Here is a 15,307-nt window from a genome sequence, read left to right on the forward strand (position 1 = left end):
CAATGGCGGTACGCACACCCGACCCCGATCCGGCCGACTCCGGCGACGAGCTCCCCGGCGGTCTCGGCGACGGTCTGGACGGTCTCGGCGCCTCCGGAGGGGCCAACCCCGGCTGGCTGACCGATGTCGAGCTCGCGCAGGCGCGACGCCGCCTGCCGATGTTGTACGTCGAGGCGGTCCCCGTCCGCACAGACGGATCGGGACAGGTCACGGATATCGGGATCCTGCTCCGCGCGACGCCGCTCGGGGAGATCACCCGCACGATCGTCTCCGGGCGTGTGCGCTACGGCGAGACCGTGCGCGACGCGCTCTTCCGGCACCTGGAGAACGATCTGGGGCCGATGGCCTTCCCGATGATGCCGCCGTCCCCGGCGCCGTTCACCGTGGCCGAGTACTTCCCGCTGCCCGGGGTCAGCGCCTATCACGACGACCGTCAGCACTCGGTGTCGCTCGCCTTCGTCGTGCCCGTCACCGGCACCTGCGAGCCGCGGCAGGATGCGCTCGAGGTGACCTGGTTCAGCCCGGAGGAAGCGGCGAGCGACGCGCTCGCCGCTGAGATGGAGGGCGGCCGCGGCACGTTGATCCGGCAGGCGCTCGCGCACCTCGGACTGCTGCGCTGACCCCTCGGACTGCTGCGCCGGGCCCTCGGACTGCTGCGCTGGGCGGACCTAGCGGCTCGTCTCCTGGGCCATGAGCGCGACGAGCGCGTCGATGTCGGCCTCGGTGGTGTCGAAGCTGCACATCAGCCGCACCTCGTTGCGCGCGGCGTCCCAGTCGTAGAACCGGAAGGTCTCGCGCAGCCGGTCGGCCACGCCCTCCGGAAGCGTGGCGAACACGCCGTTCGACTGGGTGGGCTGGGTGAAGGCGACGCCGCGGATGGATCCGTCGGCGATGCCCGCTTCAAGCGAGCGGCGGAGCCGGCGCGCCATCGCGTTCGACTGCCGCGCGTTGCGGAGGTAGAGGTCGTCCTTGAGCAGCGCGATGAGCTGCGCCGAGACGAACCGCATCTTCGAGGCGAGCTGCATGTTGAACTTGCGCGAGTAAGACAGTCCGTCGGCCGCACCGGGCGTGAGCACGACGATCGCCTCGCCCAGCATCGCGCCGTTCTTGGTGCCGCCGAAGCTCAGCACGTCCACGCCGGCGTCGCGGGTGAAGGCCCGCAGCGGCAAGTCGAGCGCGGCCGCGGCGTTGGAGAGCCGTGCGCCGTCGAGATGCAGCTTCATGCCGCGCTCGTGCGCGTGATCCGCGAGCGCGCGGATCTCGTCGACCGTGTAGAGCGTGCCGACCTCGGTGGTCTGCGTGATCGAGACCACGAGCGGCTGGGCGCGGTGCTCGTCACCCCATCCCCAGGCCTCGCGGTCGACGAGCTCGGGCGTGAGCTTGCCGTCGTCGGTGGGGACGGAGAGGATCTTGAACCCGCCGATCCGCTCCGGCGCACCGCCTTCGTCGACGTTGATGTGCGCGGTCGAGGCCGCGATCACGGCGCCCCAGCGCGGCAGCATGGCCTGGAGTCCGGTCACGTTGGCGCCCGTGCCGTTGAAGACGGGGAAGGCCTCGACGTCCTCGCCGAAGTGGCGACGGAAGACCTCCTGCAGGCGAGCGGTATACGCGTCCTCGCCGTACGCGATCTGATGGCCGTCGTTGGCCGCCGCGATCGCCGCGAGCACCTCGGGGTGGATGCCGGAGTAGTTGTCAGATGCGAAGCCGCGGACGGCCGGATCATGCAGAACGCTCACCGCACAAGCCTACGGGCTGCGGGCCTCTGAACCGTGCTTCGCGCCCTCTTCCGGAGGTGGTCCTCCGGGTCTTATGCTCCCGTGACATGGGCGACGGCGATCGGGAGGGGTTCTGCGTCGTCCCGGCGAACCGGGCGGCGTGGGACGATCTGCAGACCGTTCTCACCGGTTCGGCGCGGAGATGCCAGTGCGAGCGGCAGCGCCTCGGCGACCGCGACTGGTGGCCGATGTCCGAGGGGGAGCGCGCGGCGCTGCTGCGCGGCGAGACGCACTGCGGAGATCCGTCCGCCCTCGGCACGACAGGCCTGCTCGGCTTCCTCGACGGCGAGCCGGTGGCGTGGTGCGCCGTTGATCAGCGCCGCGTCTACGCCCGGCTTCGCGGCTCTCCCGTCCCGTGGAAGGGGCGCGACGAGGACCCGGACGACGAGGGCGTCTGGGCGATCGCCTGCCTGATCGTGCGACCGGGGTTTCGCGGACGGGGTCTCACCTACCCGATGGTCGAGGCGGGCGTCGAGCACGCCCGCCGCTCGGGCGCGCGTGTGGTCGAGGGCTATCCCCTGCGCGCCGACGGTGCAAACGTCCCCTGGGGCGAGATGAACGTCGGATCTCCCGGGGCGTTCCTCGCGGCGGGGTTCTTCGAGGTCGCGCGGCCCACGGTCCGCCGAGTGGTCATGCGCCGCGAGCTCTGACTGCGGTGCTCCGTGGTCCCGGTGCGGCGGCTTGACCGCCCCACGATCGGTACGGGAGCATGCGGGAATGAGCCAGTCCCCCCTGGACGACGCGGCATCGCCGCCCGATGCGCGCCATCCGCTGCTGTCCGCCGAGCGGCTGAAGGCCTTCGTCGACGCGGTCGTGGCGATCGCCATGACCCTGCTGATCCTCCCGCTGCTGGAGAACGTCTCCGAGCTCGCGCGGGAGGGGAAGAGCACGCTGCAGTACCTGCAGGAGGAGCAGGGACCGCTGTGGAGCTTCGCGCTGAGCTTCGTCATCATCGCGCTGCTCTGGATCAACCATCACCGCGTCTTCGACCGCGTCGAGAGGGTGAGCACTCCGCTCGTGTGGTTGCAGGTGGGCTGGATGTTCACGATCGTGTGGCTGCCCGTCAGCACGGCGATGCTCGGGGCGATGTCCACCGACGACGCGCAGAAGTTCGTCTACATCGGCTCGCTGCTGCTGTCGTCCCTGCTCATGCTGGCGACGCGGCTGTACCTGCGGAGGCATCCGGGGCTGCACGGCATCGACCCGGCGGCGCTGCGCCGAGGGATCACGGCGGAGGTGGTGACGGCGGTGCTCTTCGCCATCGCGCTGATCGTGTCGGTCACCCTGCCCAGGATCGGCTACGCGGCGCTGTTCCTGCTCGTGCTGTCGGGGCCGATCCAGGCGGTCGCGGGGCGCAGCAGGCGCACGCCCTGACTCCAGGGCGGCACGGCGTGAGGGGTGTCCTCAGCCGTCGTCAGTCGACGTCGAGGATCCGGTCGTTCACCGCGACGGCGTCGGCGTCCCACAGTCCGACGATCGTCGTGGCGACGCGATCGATCACGCTGTCCAGCGCCTTCACGCGCAGCACCGTCGCCGCCGCGCGCAGAGGCTCGTCGGCCTCCCTCGCCGCCTTCGCGAAGCCCTGTGCCACGGCGCGGGTCCATGCCTCGCTCGCGGCCTTGACCGCGGCGTAGTTCGCCCCTCCGGCGAGCGGACGCGCCACCGCCGTCGAGGAGAGGATCGCGAAGCGCCCTGCTGCCGACGCGCGCAGATCGGCCTCGAACGCCCGGCTCGTGAGTCGGATCGCCGTGAACGAGCTCTCCAGCGCGCGGTAGTCGTCCTCGCTCTGTCCGGCGAGTCCACCCCCGCCGCGCCAACCCCCCACGAGCGGGACCAGTCCATCCAGGTGCTCCCCGTCGGCGGCGAGCCGTCCGGCGAGCGCCGTGACCGCCCCCTCGTCCGTGAGCGAGCAGCGTTCGACGCGCACGGACCCCGCGCGCTCCGCGCCGAGCGCGTCGGCGAGGGCGTCGAGGCGGTCCTGGTCGCGCCCGACCGCGATCACGCGGGCGTCGGCGGCGACGAGGGCGCGGGCGATCGCGAGCCCGGACGGACTCGTCGCGCCGGCCAGCATCACGGTGCGTCCTGCAACGGTCATGGCTTCCGCCTCTCAGGGCTCGGGAGATTCGCGGGTCGTCGGGCGAACGGCGGCCGCCCGCCCGACGACCCGCATCGGCCGGTCTCGCCTTGGATCAGTCGTCGGTGCCGCGGATCCCGACGGTCGACTCGATCACCGGCTTCATCTTCTTGTCCAGCGTCTCGAAGAACATGGACAGCGGGAACTCGTCGTCCATCACCGCGTCGGTGTAGCCCTTGGGGGCGCCGGCGAGGATCTCGTCGCTCAGACCGCGGGCCCACTGCGACGCGGGGTGCGGGGTGAGCGTGCCGCGGACGAGCTCGTAGGCGGCGAGCCAGTGCGCGATCTTCGGACGATCGATCGAGTGCCAGTACAGGTCGTCGATCGCGTCGCCGAGGGCGACCACGGCGTCCGGCACGTTGCCCCAGTCGAAGGCGAGGGCGGTGTCGGTCCAGTGCAGCACGCCGCGCTGGTGCAGCCAGGCGAACAGGAGCTGGCCACCGACCGCGTCGTAGTTGCGCGTGCGGGTGCCGGTGATCGCGAAGCGGAAGATGCGGTCGAAGATCACGGCGTACTGCACGAGGTGCGCGTAGTCGTGCATCTCCTGCTCCGTCGCGGTGAGCTGCTCGCCGGCGGCGATGCGCGCGGCGAGGCCGCGCTCGATCTTGACCGACTCGCGGAACGCGGTCATGTCGCAGCGCATCTCCTCGAGCGAGTAGAGGAAGAACGGCATGCGCTGCTTGATCATGAACGGATCGAACGGAAGGTCGCCGCGCATGTGGGTGCGGTCGTGGATGATGTCCCACATCACGAACGTCTTCTCGGCGAGCTCCTGATCGTCGAGCATCGCCGCGGCCCGCTCGGGCAGCTCCAGGTTCGTGATCTCGCTCGCCGCGCGGACGACCCGGCGGTAGCGGGCGGCCTCGCGGTCCTGGAAGATCGCGCCCCAGGTGAACGAGGGGATCTCGCGCATCGCGACCGTCTCCGGGAAGAGCACGGCGGAGTTCGTGTCGTAGCCGGGGGTGAAGTCGATGAGCCGCAGCGAGACGAAGAGCTTGTTGCCGTAGTCGCCGGCCTCCAGGTCGGCGATGAACTCGGGCCAGATGGTCTCCACGATGAGCGCCTCGACGAGCCGGTCGCTCGATCCGTTCTGCGTGTACATCGGGAACACGACGAGGTGGCGGATCCCGTCGATCCGATGCTGCTGCGGCTGGAAGGCGAGCAGCGAGTCGAGGAAGTCCGGCACGCCGAAGCCCTCGTCGGCCCAGCGCTGGAAGTCCTTCACAGAGGCGTCGAGGTAGGCCGCGTCGTGCGGGAAGGCGGGGGCGAGGGCGCGGATCCCCGCGGTGATCGCCGCGACGTGCGCACGGGCCGCCTCGTGATCCTGCGCGTTCGGAACGGATCCGTCCTTGATCTGGAGGGGACGCAGGGCGATCGCGGCATCCTTGAGCGTGCGCCAGGCGGCGCTGTTCTCGGCGGTCGTGGCGTCCTCGACGACCTCGGGCTCGCCGATGAGGGTGGAGTTGTCGTGCAGGGTGGAGAAGGACATCGTGACCTCCGATCGTGTGAAGGCAGGAAAAATTCCTGCATAGATGTTCTGACTCCGGTATTCTTCCATGCATGGACGATCCTGTCGACCTCGCCATCCTCGGTGCCCTGTCCCGTGACGGACGCGCGACCCTCGCCCACCTCTCCGAGGCGGCCGGGCTCTCCGTCTCCGCCGTGCAAGCACGCCTGAAACGCCTGGAATCCCGCGGCGTGATCACGGGCTACCGCGCCGTCGTCGATGCCGAGGCCGTGGGTCGGCCGATGGCCGCGTTCATCGAGATCACGCCGCTGGATCCCGCCCAGCCGGACAACTCTCCTGACCTGCTCGAGCACCTCGAGGCGATCGAGGCCTGCCATTCGATCGCCGGCGATGCCGCCTACATGCTCTTCGTCCGCGTGCCGTCGCCCCGCGCGCTCGAACAGCTGGTGCGCGACATCCGTCTCGCGGCCAACGTCAGCACCCGCACGACCGTCGTCCTGCAGACGTTCTACGAGCACCGGCCCGTGGTACCCGCCGCCGGATAGCGCGCCCTCGATCCGTCCGTTCTCAGCCTGAGCTCGTGGCCACCGCGACTCCGAAGGACAGGACCGGCCGAGCCGCAGAGCCGTCCTGAGAACGGACGGGACGATCGGGGAGAGCGCGGCGTGGCTGCGCCTAGGCTGAGTGCCGTGACGGATACCGCGATCCAGGGCAGCACGGCGCAGGAGATCGCCGACTCCATCCGCGGTCTCATCGACGCGGGCGCGCTCGCACCCGGGCAGAGCCTGCCGACGGTGCGCGGTCTGGCCGACGAGCTCGGCGTCAACCGCAACACGGTCGCCGCCGCCTACCGGGCGCTCGCCCGCGTGGGCGCCGCCGCCAGTCGTGGCCGGGGCGGAACCGTCGTCGCCGAACCGCTCCGCACGGAGGAGGAGGGCTTCGCCGCCGAGACGGTGCTGCGCGATCTCGGGAGCGGAAACCCGGATCCGGATCTCCTGCCCCTGCCGGTGCTCGCCGAGGTCGACCTGCGCACGCCGGCGCTCTACGGCGACGCGCTCATCGATGAGGGACTGCGCACCTGGGCCACCGCCTGGCTCGCCGCGGCGCAGGACCGTCCGTTCGAGCTGAGCGTGACCTCTGGCGCGGTCGACGCGCTCGAACGTCTGCTCCTCGCCTCGCTCGCCCACGGTGATGCCGTCGGCCTGGAGGATCCCTGCTTCCTCTCCAGCATCAACGTGGTGCGGCTGGGCGGCTATCGGCCGATCGGCATCCCGCTGGACGACGAGGGCATGACGCCGGACGGGGTGCGCGCGGCGATCGCCGCGGGTGCGCGCACGATCGTCTGCACTCCGCGCGCCCACAATCCGACGGGGATCAGCCTGAGCGCCGCGCGGGCGGAGGAGCTCCGCGCGGTCTTCGCCGAGGCACCGCACGTGCTCATCGTCGAGGACGACCACTACTCGCTGCTCTCGCGACGCCCGTATCACACGGTCGTCCCGGACGGGCATCCGCGCTGGGCGCTCGTCCGCTCCATGTCGAAGTTCCTCGGACCGGATCTGCGTCTCGCGCTGCTCGCGAGCGATCCGGACACCGCCGCGCAGTTGCGCACCCGGCTCTCGCCCGGCAAGACCTGGGTGAGCCGGATCCTGCAACGGGTCGCGGTCGGCATGCTCGACCACCCGGACACCCCGAGCGCGCTGGAACGCGCGGGGGAGCACTACGCGGAGCGCGGCGACGCCCTGCGCACGTTGCTGCGCGAACGCGGCATGACGGTGCGCGGCGACGACGGTCTGAACGTCTGGGTGGAGTGCGGCGTCGATGCCCGCGCGGTCTCGCTCGCGATGATGCGGCGCGGGTGGCTCGTGCGCACCGGCGGAGGGTTCCTGCTGGAGGCAGACGAGGCCTCTCCGCAGATCCGTCTCACCGCCCACACGCTCGACGACGCCGAGCTGCGCGCCCTCGCGGACGACCTGCAGTCCGCGATCGCCGGGGCGCGGGCTCGATGAGTCCGTGCGCCGGGACCCCGCGCGCAGCCGGCACAGCCGCCGCCGTTAGGATTCGGGCGTGGCGAAAAGCAAGAATCCCGGGACCTCGGCCTCGCGTCCGGTGACGCACGCCCGCTCCGGGAACCCCGCGAAGAAGCCGGCCGTCGCGCAGAGGCCGGTCACGGTCGGCGACTGGATCGGGGCGGCGCGGCCCCGTACGCTGCCGCTCGCGATCGCCCCGGTGCTCGTCGGCACCGGTGCCGCGCATCTGGTGGATCCGCGCTTCCACGGGATGATCGCGCTCGCCTGCCTCGCCGTCGCGGTCTGCCTGCAGATCGGCGTGAACTTCACCAACGACTACAGCGACGGCGTCCGCGGGACGGATGCGCGCCGCGTCGGCCCGGCGCGCCTCACCGCGTCCGGGCGCGTCTCGGCCCGGAGCGTGCTGTTCACCGGGCTCGCGTTCTTCGCGCTCGCGGCGATCGCCGGGCTCGGCATCGTGATCCGCACCCAGCAGTGGTGGCTGATCGCGGTGGGCGCCGTGTGCATCGTCGCGGCGTGGTTCTACACGGGAGGCAAGCGCCCCTACGGCTACAACGCCCTCGGCGAGGTGTTCGTGTTCGTCTTCTTCGGTCTCGTCGCCACGCTCGGCACGACCTGGGTGCAGGCGGGGGCGCTGCCGCAGGAGGCCTGGATCGGGGCCGTCGCGGTCGGCCTGTTCGCGTGCGCCGTGCTGCTCGCCAACAACCTGCGCGACATCGACCAGGATCGCGTGGTCGGCAAGCGCACGCTCACGGTCGTCATCGGCCGCCGCGCCACCCAGATCGTCTACACGCTGTTCGCGCTGCTGCCCTTCGTGGGGCTGGTCCTGCTCGCCCTGTTCTACCCGGTCGCGTGGATCGGCCTGCTGGCCCTGCTCGCGTTCCTGCCGGCGATCCTCATCGTGTGGACGTACAAGGAGCCGCGCGAGCTCGTGATCGCCCTCGCGCTGACCTCGCTCGGAACCCTCGCGTTCTCGGGTGCGCTGCTGTGGGCCTTCCTGACCCCGACCGTGTGAGCCGACGCCGCGCGCCGCGTTCGGCGTCCGCCCATCCGACCCATAGAGACCTTCCGTAGGATTCCGAGCATGTCCCCCCGTTCGTCGCGCCCGGCCGCCGAGCTGCGCACCGCCCCCCGCCGCGCAGAACGGACCAGCGCCTCCCGCGCCGCCCGTCTCGTCCGCACGGGCGCCGCCCTGGCGGGCATCGGACTCGTCGCGGCAGGTCTCGCGGCCTGTTCGAGCGACCCGGTGGCGGACCAGTACCGCAACGGCGACAACAAGGGCTACATCGGCAGCGACGGGCTCCGCGTCGACGAGATCAAGGCCGCCGACCGTTCCAGGCCCGTCTCGTTCGCCGGCACGCTCGAGGACGGCAAGAGCTTCACGAGCGCGTCGATCGCGGGCGACGTGACCGTCGTGAACTTCTGGTACGCCGCCTGCGGCCCGTGCCGCGTCGAGGCCGAGGACCTGCAGTCCGTCTGGAAGAAGTACGACGGCAAGGGTGTCTCCTTCGTGGGCGTCAACACCTACGACCAGGCGGGCACCGCGCAGTCCTTCAACGAGAAGTACGGCGTGACCTACCCGAGCATCATCGACGTGAACACCGGCGCGGCGAAGCTCGCGTTCGCCGAGGTCACCTCGATCCAGGCGACTCCGACCACGCTCGTCCTCGACAAGCAGGGCAGGGTCGCGGCGCGCATCGTCGGCCCGATCGACTCCGCCTCGATCCTGTCGACGCTCATCGACGACGCGCTGGCGGAGAAGTCGTGACACGTCACCGGGCGGGGGCGCGGTGAACATCGACGCCATCGTCGGATCCGGCGCGCTCTGGGTGGCCCTGCCCGTCGCGATGCTCGCGGGTCTGCTGTCGTTCCTCTCCCCGTGCGTGCTGCCGCTCGTCCCCGGCTACTTGGGCTTCGTGGGCGGCGCGGTCGGCGGATCCGCCCCGGCGGTCGACGGCACGAACCCGGCGCCGACGCGGCGGCAGATGGTGCTCGGCGTGCTGCTGTTCATCCTCGGCTTCACGCTGGTGTTCGTGCTGTTCGCCGTCGTCGGCGGTGCGGCGGGGGTGTTCCTGCTGCGCTGGGGCGATCTCATCACGCGCGTCCTCGGCGCGGTGATCGTGCTCATGGGGCTCGTGTTCATCGGCCTCTTCGGCTTCGCCCAGCGGACCGTGCGGATCGGCGTGTCCGGCCGTGCGGGACTGATCGGGGCGCCCCTGCTCGGCATCGCGCTCGGCTTCGGCTGGAGCCCCTGCATGGGGCCGACCCTCTCCGCGATCGTGTCGCTCTCGGTCAACGTCGGGGACGTGGGTCGTGCCGCGCTGCTCGGCGTCGCCTATTCGCTCGGGCTGGGGATCCCCTTCCTGCTCGTCGCCTTCGGATTCGGCTGGGCGACCCGGTCCGTGTCGTTCCTGCGTCGCCACGTGCGCGTCGTCAACATCGTCGGAGGTGCGCTGCTCATCGTGCTCGGCCTGCTCATGGTGACCGGGGTCTGGAAGGCCCTCATGTCCAGCATCGGGGCGGTGATGGGCAGTGTCCAGCTCCCGCTCTGAGACGGTGAAGAAGGCGAAGGCCCGCGGATCGGCCTCGACGGATCCGTTGCGCCCCAGCGACCACGTCGACGGCGCGGGGCCCGAGATCGAGTCGCCCCGGCTGGGTGTCGTCGGCTGGCTGCGCTGGGGCTGGCGTCAGCTCACCTCGATGCGCACGGCGCTCGTGCTGCTGCTCATCCTCGCGATCGCGGCGATCCCCGGCTCGATCTTCCCGCAGCGCATGGCCGATCCGAACGGCGTCACGCAGTGGAAGACGGACCATCCGGACCTCTTCCCGATCCTCGACGGGATGCAGCTGTTCGACGTCTATCTTTCGGCGTGGTTCTCGGCCATCTACCTGCTGCTCTTCCTCTCGCTCGTCGGATGCGTGATCCCGCGGATCAAGCACCACGCGAAGGCGCTGCGCTCTCGTCCGCCGCGGACGCCGGCGCGGCTGAGCCGGCTCGACGACCACCGGGAGAGCACGCGGATCGTCGCCGGCGGGGATCCGCGCGCCGCGGCGGAGCAGTCCGTCGCGATCGCGGAGCGGCAGCTGAAGGCGCTGCGGTACCGGGTCGAGCGCTACGACGACGCGCGCGGCTTCTCCGTCTCCGCCGAGCGCGGCTACGCGAGGGAGACCGGCAACCTGCTGTTCCACCTGGCCCTGCTCGGCGTGCTCGTCGCCGTCGGCCTCGGGGGCAGCTTCGCGTACACGGGGCAGCGGGTGGTCGTCGAGGGCACGACCTTCGTCAACACCCTGCTCGACTACTCCTCGATGAACCGCGGCCGGTTCGTCTCGGATGACGCGCTCCCGCCCTACAGGATGACGCTGGACCGTTTCGACGTCACCTATCAGCCGTTCGACCAGACCAAGTCGTCCTCGGGGCAGGCCGGCGACTTCGACGCCCGCGTGACCGTGGCGGAGCCGGGGCAGAAGGGCCGCGAGGAGTCCGTCCGGGTCAACCATCCGCTGGGCATCGCCGGCGACCGCGTGTACCTGCTGGGCAACGGCTACGCGCCCACCATCACCGTGCGCAACGCGCAGGGCGCCGTCGTCTTCCACGACTCCGTGCCGTTCCTGCCGCAGAACAACTCCACGATGACGTCCCTCGGCGTGGTGAAGGTGCCGGACGGACTGCCGGAGCAGCTCGGCATGGTCGGCTTCTTCTACCCGACCGCGGCGGCGCTGCAGACCGGCGCGTTCACCTCGGCCTACCCGGACCTCATCAATCCCCTCCTCACGCTCAACGTGTACGCGGGAGACCTGGGCATCGACGGCGGCCAGCCGAAGTCGGTCTACGTGCTCGATCCCACCGACATGACCCAGCTGACCGGAGGCAAGACCGGGGTGAAGTCCCTGGAGCTGCAGCCGGGCGACACCGCGCAGCTGCCGAACGGCATGGGGTCCGTCACCTTCGACAACGTCGCGCCGAAGGATGCGAAGGACTACTCCGCATCCGTGAAGCGCTACGTGTCGCTGCAGATCCATCACGACCCGTCCGAGCAGTGGGTGCTCGGCTTCGCGGCGCTCGCCGTGGTCGGGCTCGTCCTCGCGCTGTTCGTGCCGCGTCGGCGACTGTGGGTCAAGGCGAGCGTCGTCGACGGGCGCGTGCACCTCGAGTACGCCGGCCTCGCCCGCGGAGAGGATCCGACCCTCGCGGCGGCCGTGGAGGACCTGCGCGCCGGCCATGCGCGTCTGCTCGACGCCGACACCGGTGCCGACACCGCCACCGTCGCGGAGCCGGACGCCTCCGCCGCCGACCCCGCGGAGGCGCCGGACGCCGCGAGGGACGTCGCCGACCACCCCTCCGACAAGCCCGATGACAGCGGAATTCCGCGGAAGTAGGCTGAGACCATGAACTTCGACTCCCTGTCGATCCTGATGATCTGGACGGCGATCGCGATCTATGCGCTCGCGTTCATCGCTTACGCGCTCGATCTCGGCAGGCGCTCCCAGGTCGCCGCGGACACCCGCTTCGCCGAGGTGACCGCACGCGAGCTGGTCGCGGTCGGCGCGGCGACCGAGACCGGGGGAGCGGCCGCATCTCTTTCCGCCGCCCCGGCCCCTGCACCGTCGTCGGGATCAGGGGGCGCGTCGTCGACGCCCCGCTTCGTGATGGCCCGCATCGGCACCGCGCTCGCGACGCTCGGCTTCCTCTTCCACCTCGCCGGAGAGGTCCTGCGCGGCATCGCCGCAGGCAGGGTGCCGTGGTCGAACATGTACGAGTTCGCGATGACGGGAACGCTGCTCATCGTCGCGGTGTACCTCGTGGTGAACATCCGCTTCGATCTGAAGTTCCTCGGCACGTTCATCCTGGGTCTCGTCGTCGTGCTGCTCGGAGGTGCGGCGACGGGCTTCTACGTGCAGGTCGTGCCGCTCTCGGACCCGCTCAAGAGCGTCTGGCTCGTGATCCACGTGTTCGTCGCCTCCCTCGGCACCGCCTTCTTCGCGCTCGCCTTCGCGCTCAGCGTCTTCCAGCTGCTGCAGGCCCGGCGAGAGGCGAGGATCGCGGCGGGTGCGGTCAAGGGCGGTCCCCGTTTCCTCGCGACGCTGCCCGGTTCCGAGCGGCTCGAGGGGCTCGCGTACCGGTTCGCGACGATCGGCTTCATCTTCTGGACGTTCACCCTCATCGCGGGAGCGATCTGGGCCAATGACGCGTGGGGACGGTACTGGGGCTTCGACACGAAGGAGACCTGGACGTTCATCATCTGGGTGCTCTACGCCGGGTACATCCACGCGCGCGCGACGCGCGGGTGGCGCGGATCCCGGTCGGCCTGGCTGTCCATCGTGGGCTTCGCGGCCGTGCTCTTCAACTTCACCATCGTGAACATGTTCTTCAAGGGGCTGCACGTCTACTCCGGCCTGAGCTGAGCCGGATCCGTCGTCCGCGCGCCCGCCGACCGATCCCGCGGCGGCGGGCAATACTGGAATCCGGCATCCGAGCCAGAGGACGGTGGGGGACATGCGCAGACGTCAGGTGACGATCATCACGGGCGATCCGGGACAGGCCGCGACCGGCACACGGATCCAGCCGTTCACCTTCGGCCTCGTGGGAGCCCTCGGGGTGCTGGTGGCGTTGCTCATCGGCGCGATCGTCGGTCAGCTGTCCACGGTGCTCGTCTACATCGGGATCGCGCTGTTCCTCGCTCTCGGGCTCGACCCGATCGTGCGCTGGATCGAGAAGAAGCTGCCGCGGGGCGCCGCGGTGGCGATCGTCGTGGTCGTCGTCGTGCTGGCGGTCGCGGGGATCCTGTTCGCGATCGTGCCCATCGTCGTCCAGCAGATCACGCATCTCATCGAGATCGCGCCGAAGACGATCGACGACATCCTGCGCAGCGACTGGTACAAGCAGCTCGCGGACCAGTACGGCGACTCGTTCAACAAGGCCGTGAACGGGATCGCCGACTTCTTCAAGGATCCCGGCAACCTCGGCAAGATCGGTGGCGGTCTGCTGGCGGTCGGAGCGGGCATCGCCGGCGGCTTCACCGGCTTCACGATCGTGCTGATCCTCACGCTCTACTTCATGGCGTCGCTGCGCGCGATGAAGCGCACCGCCGCGCGGTTCGTGCCGGCCTACCGGCGCCCCCGGTTCACCGAGCTGCTCGAGGACGTGTCCGGCGCCGTGGGCCGCTACGTGATCGGGCAGGTCAGCCTCGCGCTCATCAACGGCGTCCTCAGCCTGATCTTCCTGTCGATCATCGGCGCGCCCTTGCCGGCGCTGCTCGCCCTGATCGCTTTCATCGGCTCGCTCATCCCCCTGGTCGGGACGCTGAGCGGATCGATCATCAACTCGCTGCTGTGCCTGTTCGTGTCGCCCGTGACAGCGTTGATCGCGTTCGTCTACTACCTCATCTACATGCAGATCGAGGCATACGTGATCAGCCCGCGCATCATGAGCAGGGCCGTCGCCGTGCCGGGCGCGCTCGTCGTGATCGCTGCGGTGGCGGGAGGGGCGCTGGGCGGTGTGCTCGGCGCGCTCGTCGCGATCCCCATCGCCGCGAGCGCCATCATCATCATCCAGAAGGTCGTCTTCCCCGCGCAGGACGCGAAGCTCACTCCGCCGCAGGAGGCGAAACAGTCCTGACACGGCTCCGCTCCGCGGGACGGAGGCAGGGTCGCCGTAGGATCGGCCGGTGAGCATCGCGCGTGGTCGTCTGCGTCCGGGGGTCGTCCTCGTGTGGGCGCTCCTCGTGGTCGCCGTGGCATTCGTCGCCACGGGACTGCTGCCCGCCACGGACGCGGACGCCCTGGTGGGACGGACCGCCCCGGTACTCGGGTTCGTCGTGGCGATCACGATCGTGGCGGAGCTCGCGCGCGACGCCGCCGTCTTCGACGTGATCGCGCAGCAGCTCGGCCGGTGGGGTCGCGGACGGGTGCTCGTGCTCTGGGGCGCCGTGATCGTGCTGGCGGTGCTCAGCACCGTCTTCCTGTCGCTGGACACCACGGCCGTGATCGTGACGCCCGTCGTGGTGCTGCTCGCGCAGAGCGTGGGCGTGTCTCCGCTGCCGTTCGCCTTCGCGACCGTCTGGCTCGCGAACACCGCCTCGCTCCTGCTCCCGGTCTCGAACCTGACGAATCTGCTCGCGTCGCCGACCATGGGCGGCAATGCGGTCGCCTTCCTCGCGCTGAGCTGGGCTCCTGCGCTCGCCGGGATCCTCGTGCCGGTCGTGATCCTCACCCTCGCGCATCGGCGCACGCTCTTCGCGACGTTCCCTACGCCGCCGCGTCACGCGCCCGCGGACCGCACGCTCTTCCTCGTGTCGTCGATCGTGCTGCTCGTGCTGCTCCCGTTGCTGGCGCTCGTGCCGGAGGTGTGGATTCCCGCGACCGGGGCCGCCCTCGTGCTGCTCGTGCTCTTCGCCGCACGCCGCAGGGAGGCGCTGCGCCTCTCCCTCGTGCCCTGGCAGGCGCTCGGCCTCGCCGCGGCGTTGTTCGTGATCGTGGAGACGGCCCATGCACGCGGACTCGCCGAGCTGCTGGGCCCGTTATCGGCGCACGGTCACGGGCTCGGCGAACTGCTGAGGGTCGCAGGCATCGGCGCGCTCGCCGCGAACGGCATCAACAACCTGCCGGCCTACCTCGTGCTCGAACCGATCGCGTCGGGCGATCCGGTCGCGCTCATGGCACTGCTCATCGGTGTGAACCTCGGACCGCTCGTCACGCCGTGGGCCTCGCTCGCGACCCTGCTGTGGCACCACCGCATCACGGCACTCGGGGTGCGGATCCGCTGGGGCGGCTTCATGCTGTGGGGTCTGCTCGCCGCGGTGCTCACGGTCGCGGCGGCGGCCGTGGCTCTCGCGCTCGTGCACGGCTGAGCGTCGGGGCCGCGTCGGCCCGCGTCGTCCGGATCGGGAGGGAGGGGATGGCATGG

15 protein-coding genes are annotated in these 15,307 nt (G+C 70.6%); 12 read left to right on the forward strand and 3 right to left on the reverse strand.

Going from position 1 to position 15,307, the window contains the following annotated elements:
• Positions 1-2 precede the first annotated feature (2 nt).
• Positions 3-620, forward strand: a complete 618-nt coding sequence (locus Q0P88_RS01455) for an NUDIX hydrolase family protein (RefSeq protein ID WP_295010506.1) — start codon at positions 3-5, stop codon at positions 618-620.
• A gap of 48 nt (positions 621-668) precedes the next feature.
• Here Q0P88_RS01455 and Q0P88_RS01460 read toward each other — a convergent pair whose 3' ends face one another.
• Entirely contained in the window at positions 669-1,736 is a 1,068-nt protein-coding gene (locus Q0P88_RS01460; protein WP_295010507.1) for a low specificity L-threonine aldolase, read from the reverse strand.
• A gap of 86 nt (positions 1,737-1,822) precedes the next feature.
• Here Q0P88_RS01460 and Q0P88_RS01465 point away from each other — a divergent pair, with 86 nt between their 5' ends.
• Positions 1,823-2,425 (forward strand): GNAT family N-acetyltransferase, encoded by a 603-nt coding sequence (locus tag Q0P88_RS01465; protein WP_295010508.1) that lies wholly within the window; start codon positions 1,823-1,825, stop codon positions 2,423-2,425.
• Positions 2,426-2,492: 67 nt separating this feature from the next.
• Positions 2,493-3,149 carry a TMEM175 family protein gene (locus Q0P88_RS01470; protein ID WP_295010509.1) on the forward strand — a complete coding sequence of 219 codons (657 nt, stop codon included), beginning with the start codon at positions 2,493-2,495 and terminating at the stop codon, positions 3,147-3,149.
• 40 nt (positions 3,150-3,189) lie between these two features.
• On the opposite strand, the gene Q0P88_RS01475 is transcribed toward Q0P88_RS01470, so the two are convergent.
• Both Q0P88_RS01475 and Q0P88_RS01480 read right to left on the reverse strand, forming a co-directional pair.
• The gene (locus Q0P88_RS01475) at positions 3,190-3,870 is read right to left on the reverse strand and encodes an SDR family oxidoreductase (protein WP_295010510.1); all 681 of its coding nucleotides are present in this window, start codon (positions 3,868-3,870) and stop codon (positions 3,190-3,192) included.
• A gap of 94 nt (positions 3,871-3,964) precedes the next feature.
• Positions 3,965-5,398, reverse strand: a complete 1,434-nt coding sequence (locus Q0P88_RS01480; protein WP_295010511.1) for a DUF6421 family protein — start codon at positions 5,396-5,398, stop codon at positions 3,965-3,967.
• Between the two features lie 71 nt (positions 5,399-5,469).
• Between Q0P88_RS01480 and Q0P88_RS01485 the strand changes: the two genes are divergently transcribed.
• The 9 genes from Q0P88_RS01485 (at position 5,470) to Q0P88_RS01525 (ending at position 15,251) form a co-directional block, all read left to right on the forward strand.
• Complete coding sequence (locus tag Q0P88_RS01485; protein ID WP_295010512.1) at positions 5,470-5,922, forward strand: Lrp/AsnC family transcriptional regulator; 453 nt, start codon at positions 5,470-5,472, stop codon at positions 5,920-5,922.
• A 144-nt stretch (positions 5,923-6,066) separates the two neighbouring features.
• Positions 6,067-7,383 carry an aminotransferase class I/II-fold pyridoxal phosphate-dependent enzyme gene (locus tag Q0P88_RS01490; RefSeq protein WP_295010513.1) on the forward strand — a complete coding sequence of 439 codons (1,317 nt, stop codon included), beginning with the start codon at positions 6,067-6,069 and terminating at the stop codon, positions 7,381-7,383.
• Positions 7,384-7,483: 100 nt separating this feature from the next.
• Positions 7,484-8,419, forward strand: coding sequence for a 1,4-dihydroxy-2-naphthoate polyprenyltransferase (locus tag Q0P88_RS01495; protein ID WP_295010578.1), 936 nt, complete (start codon positions 7,484-7,486; stop codon positions 8,417-8,419).
• 69 nt (positions 8,420-8,488) lie between these two features.
• A complete protein-coding gene (locus Q0P88_RS01500; RefSeq protein ID WP_295010514.1) occupies positions 8,489-9,172 on the forward strand; it encodes a TlpA disulfide reductase family protein in 684 nt (227 codons plus the stop codon).
• A 22-nt stretch (positions 9,173-9,194) separates the two neighbouring features.
• Positions 9,195-9,956, forward strand: a complete 762-nt coding sequence (locus Q0P88_RS01505; protein WP_295010515.1) for a cytochrome c biogenesis CcdA family protein — start codon at positions 9,195-9,197, stop codon at positions 9,954-9,956.
• Between the two features lie 4 nt (positions 9,957-9,960).
• Positions 9,961-11,781 carry a cytochrome c biogenesis protein ResB gene (locus tag Q0P88_RS01510; protein WP_295010516.1) on the forward strand — a complete coding sequence of 607 codons (1,821 nt, stop codon included), beginning with the start codon at positions 9,961-9,963 and terminating at the stop codon, positions 11,779-11,781.
• 9 nt (positions 11,782-11,790) lie between these two features.
• On the forward strand, positions 11,791-12,807 hold the full coding sequence (ccsB, locus tag Q0P88_RS01515; RefSeq protein WP_295010517.1) for a c-type cytochrome biogenesis protein CcsB: 1,017 nt from the start codon (positions 11,791-11,793) through the stop codon (positions 12,805-12,807).
• Between the two features lie 91 nt (positions 12,808-12,898).
• A complete protein-coding gene (locus Q0P88_RS01520) occupies positions 12,899-14,020 on the forward strand; it encodes an AI-2E family transporter (protein WP_295010518.1) in 1,122 nt (373 codons plus the stop codon).
• A gap of 49 nt (positions 14,021-14,069) precedes the next feature.
• On the forward strand, positions 14,070-15,251 hold the full coding sequence (locus Q0P88_RS01525; RefSeq protein ID WP_295010519.1) for an SLC13 family permease: 1,182 nt from the start codon (positions 14,070-14,072) through the stop codon (positions 15,249-15,251).
• The last annotated feature ends 56 nt before the right edge of the window (positions 15,252-15,307 follow it).

Source organism: uncultured Microbacterium sp. (assembly GCF_945952435.1).
Taxonomy (GTDB): Bacteria; Actinomycetota; Actinomycetes; order Actinomycetales; family Microbacteriaceae; genus Microbacterium.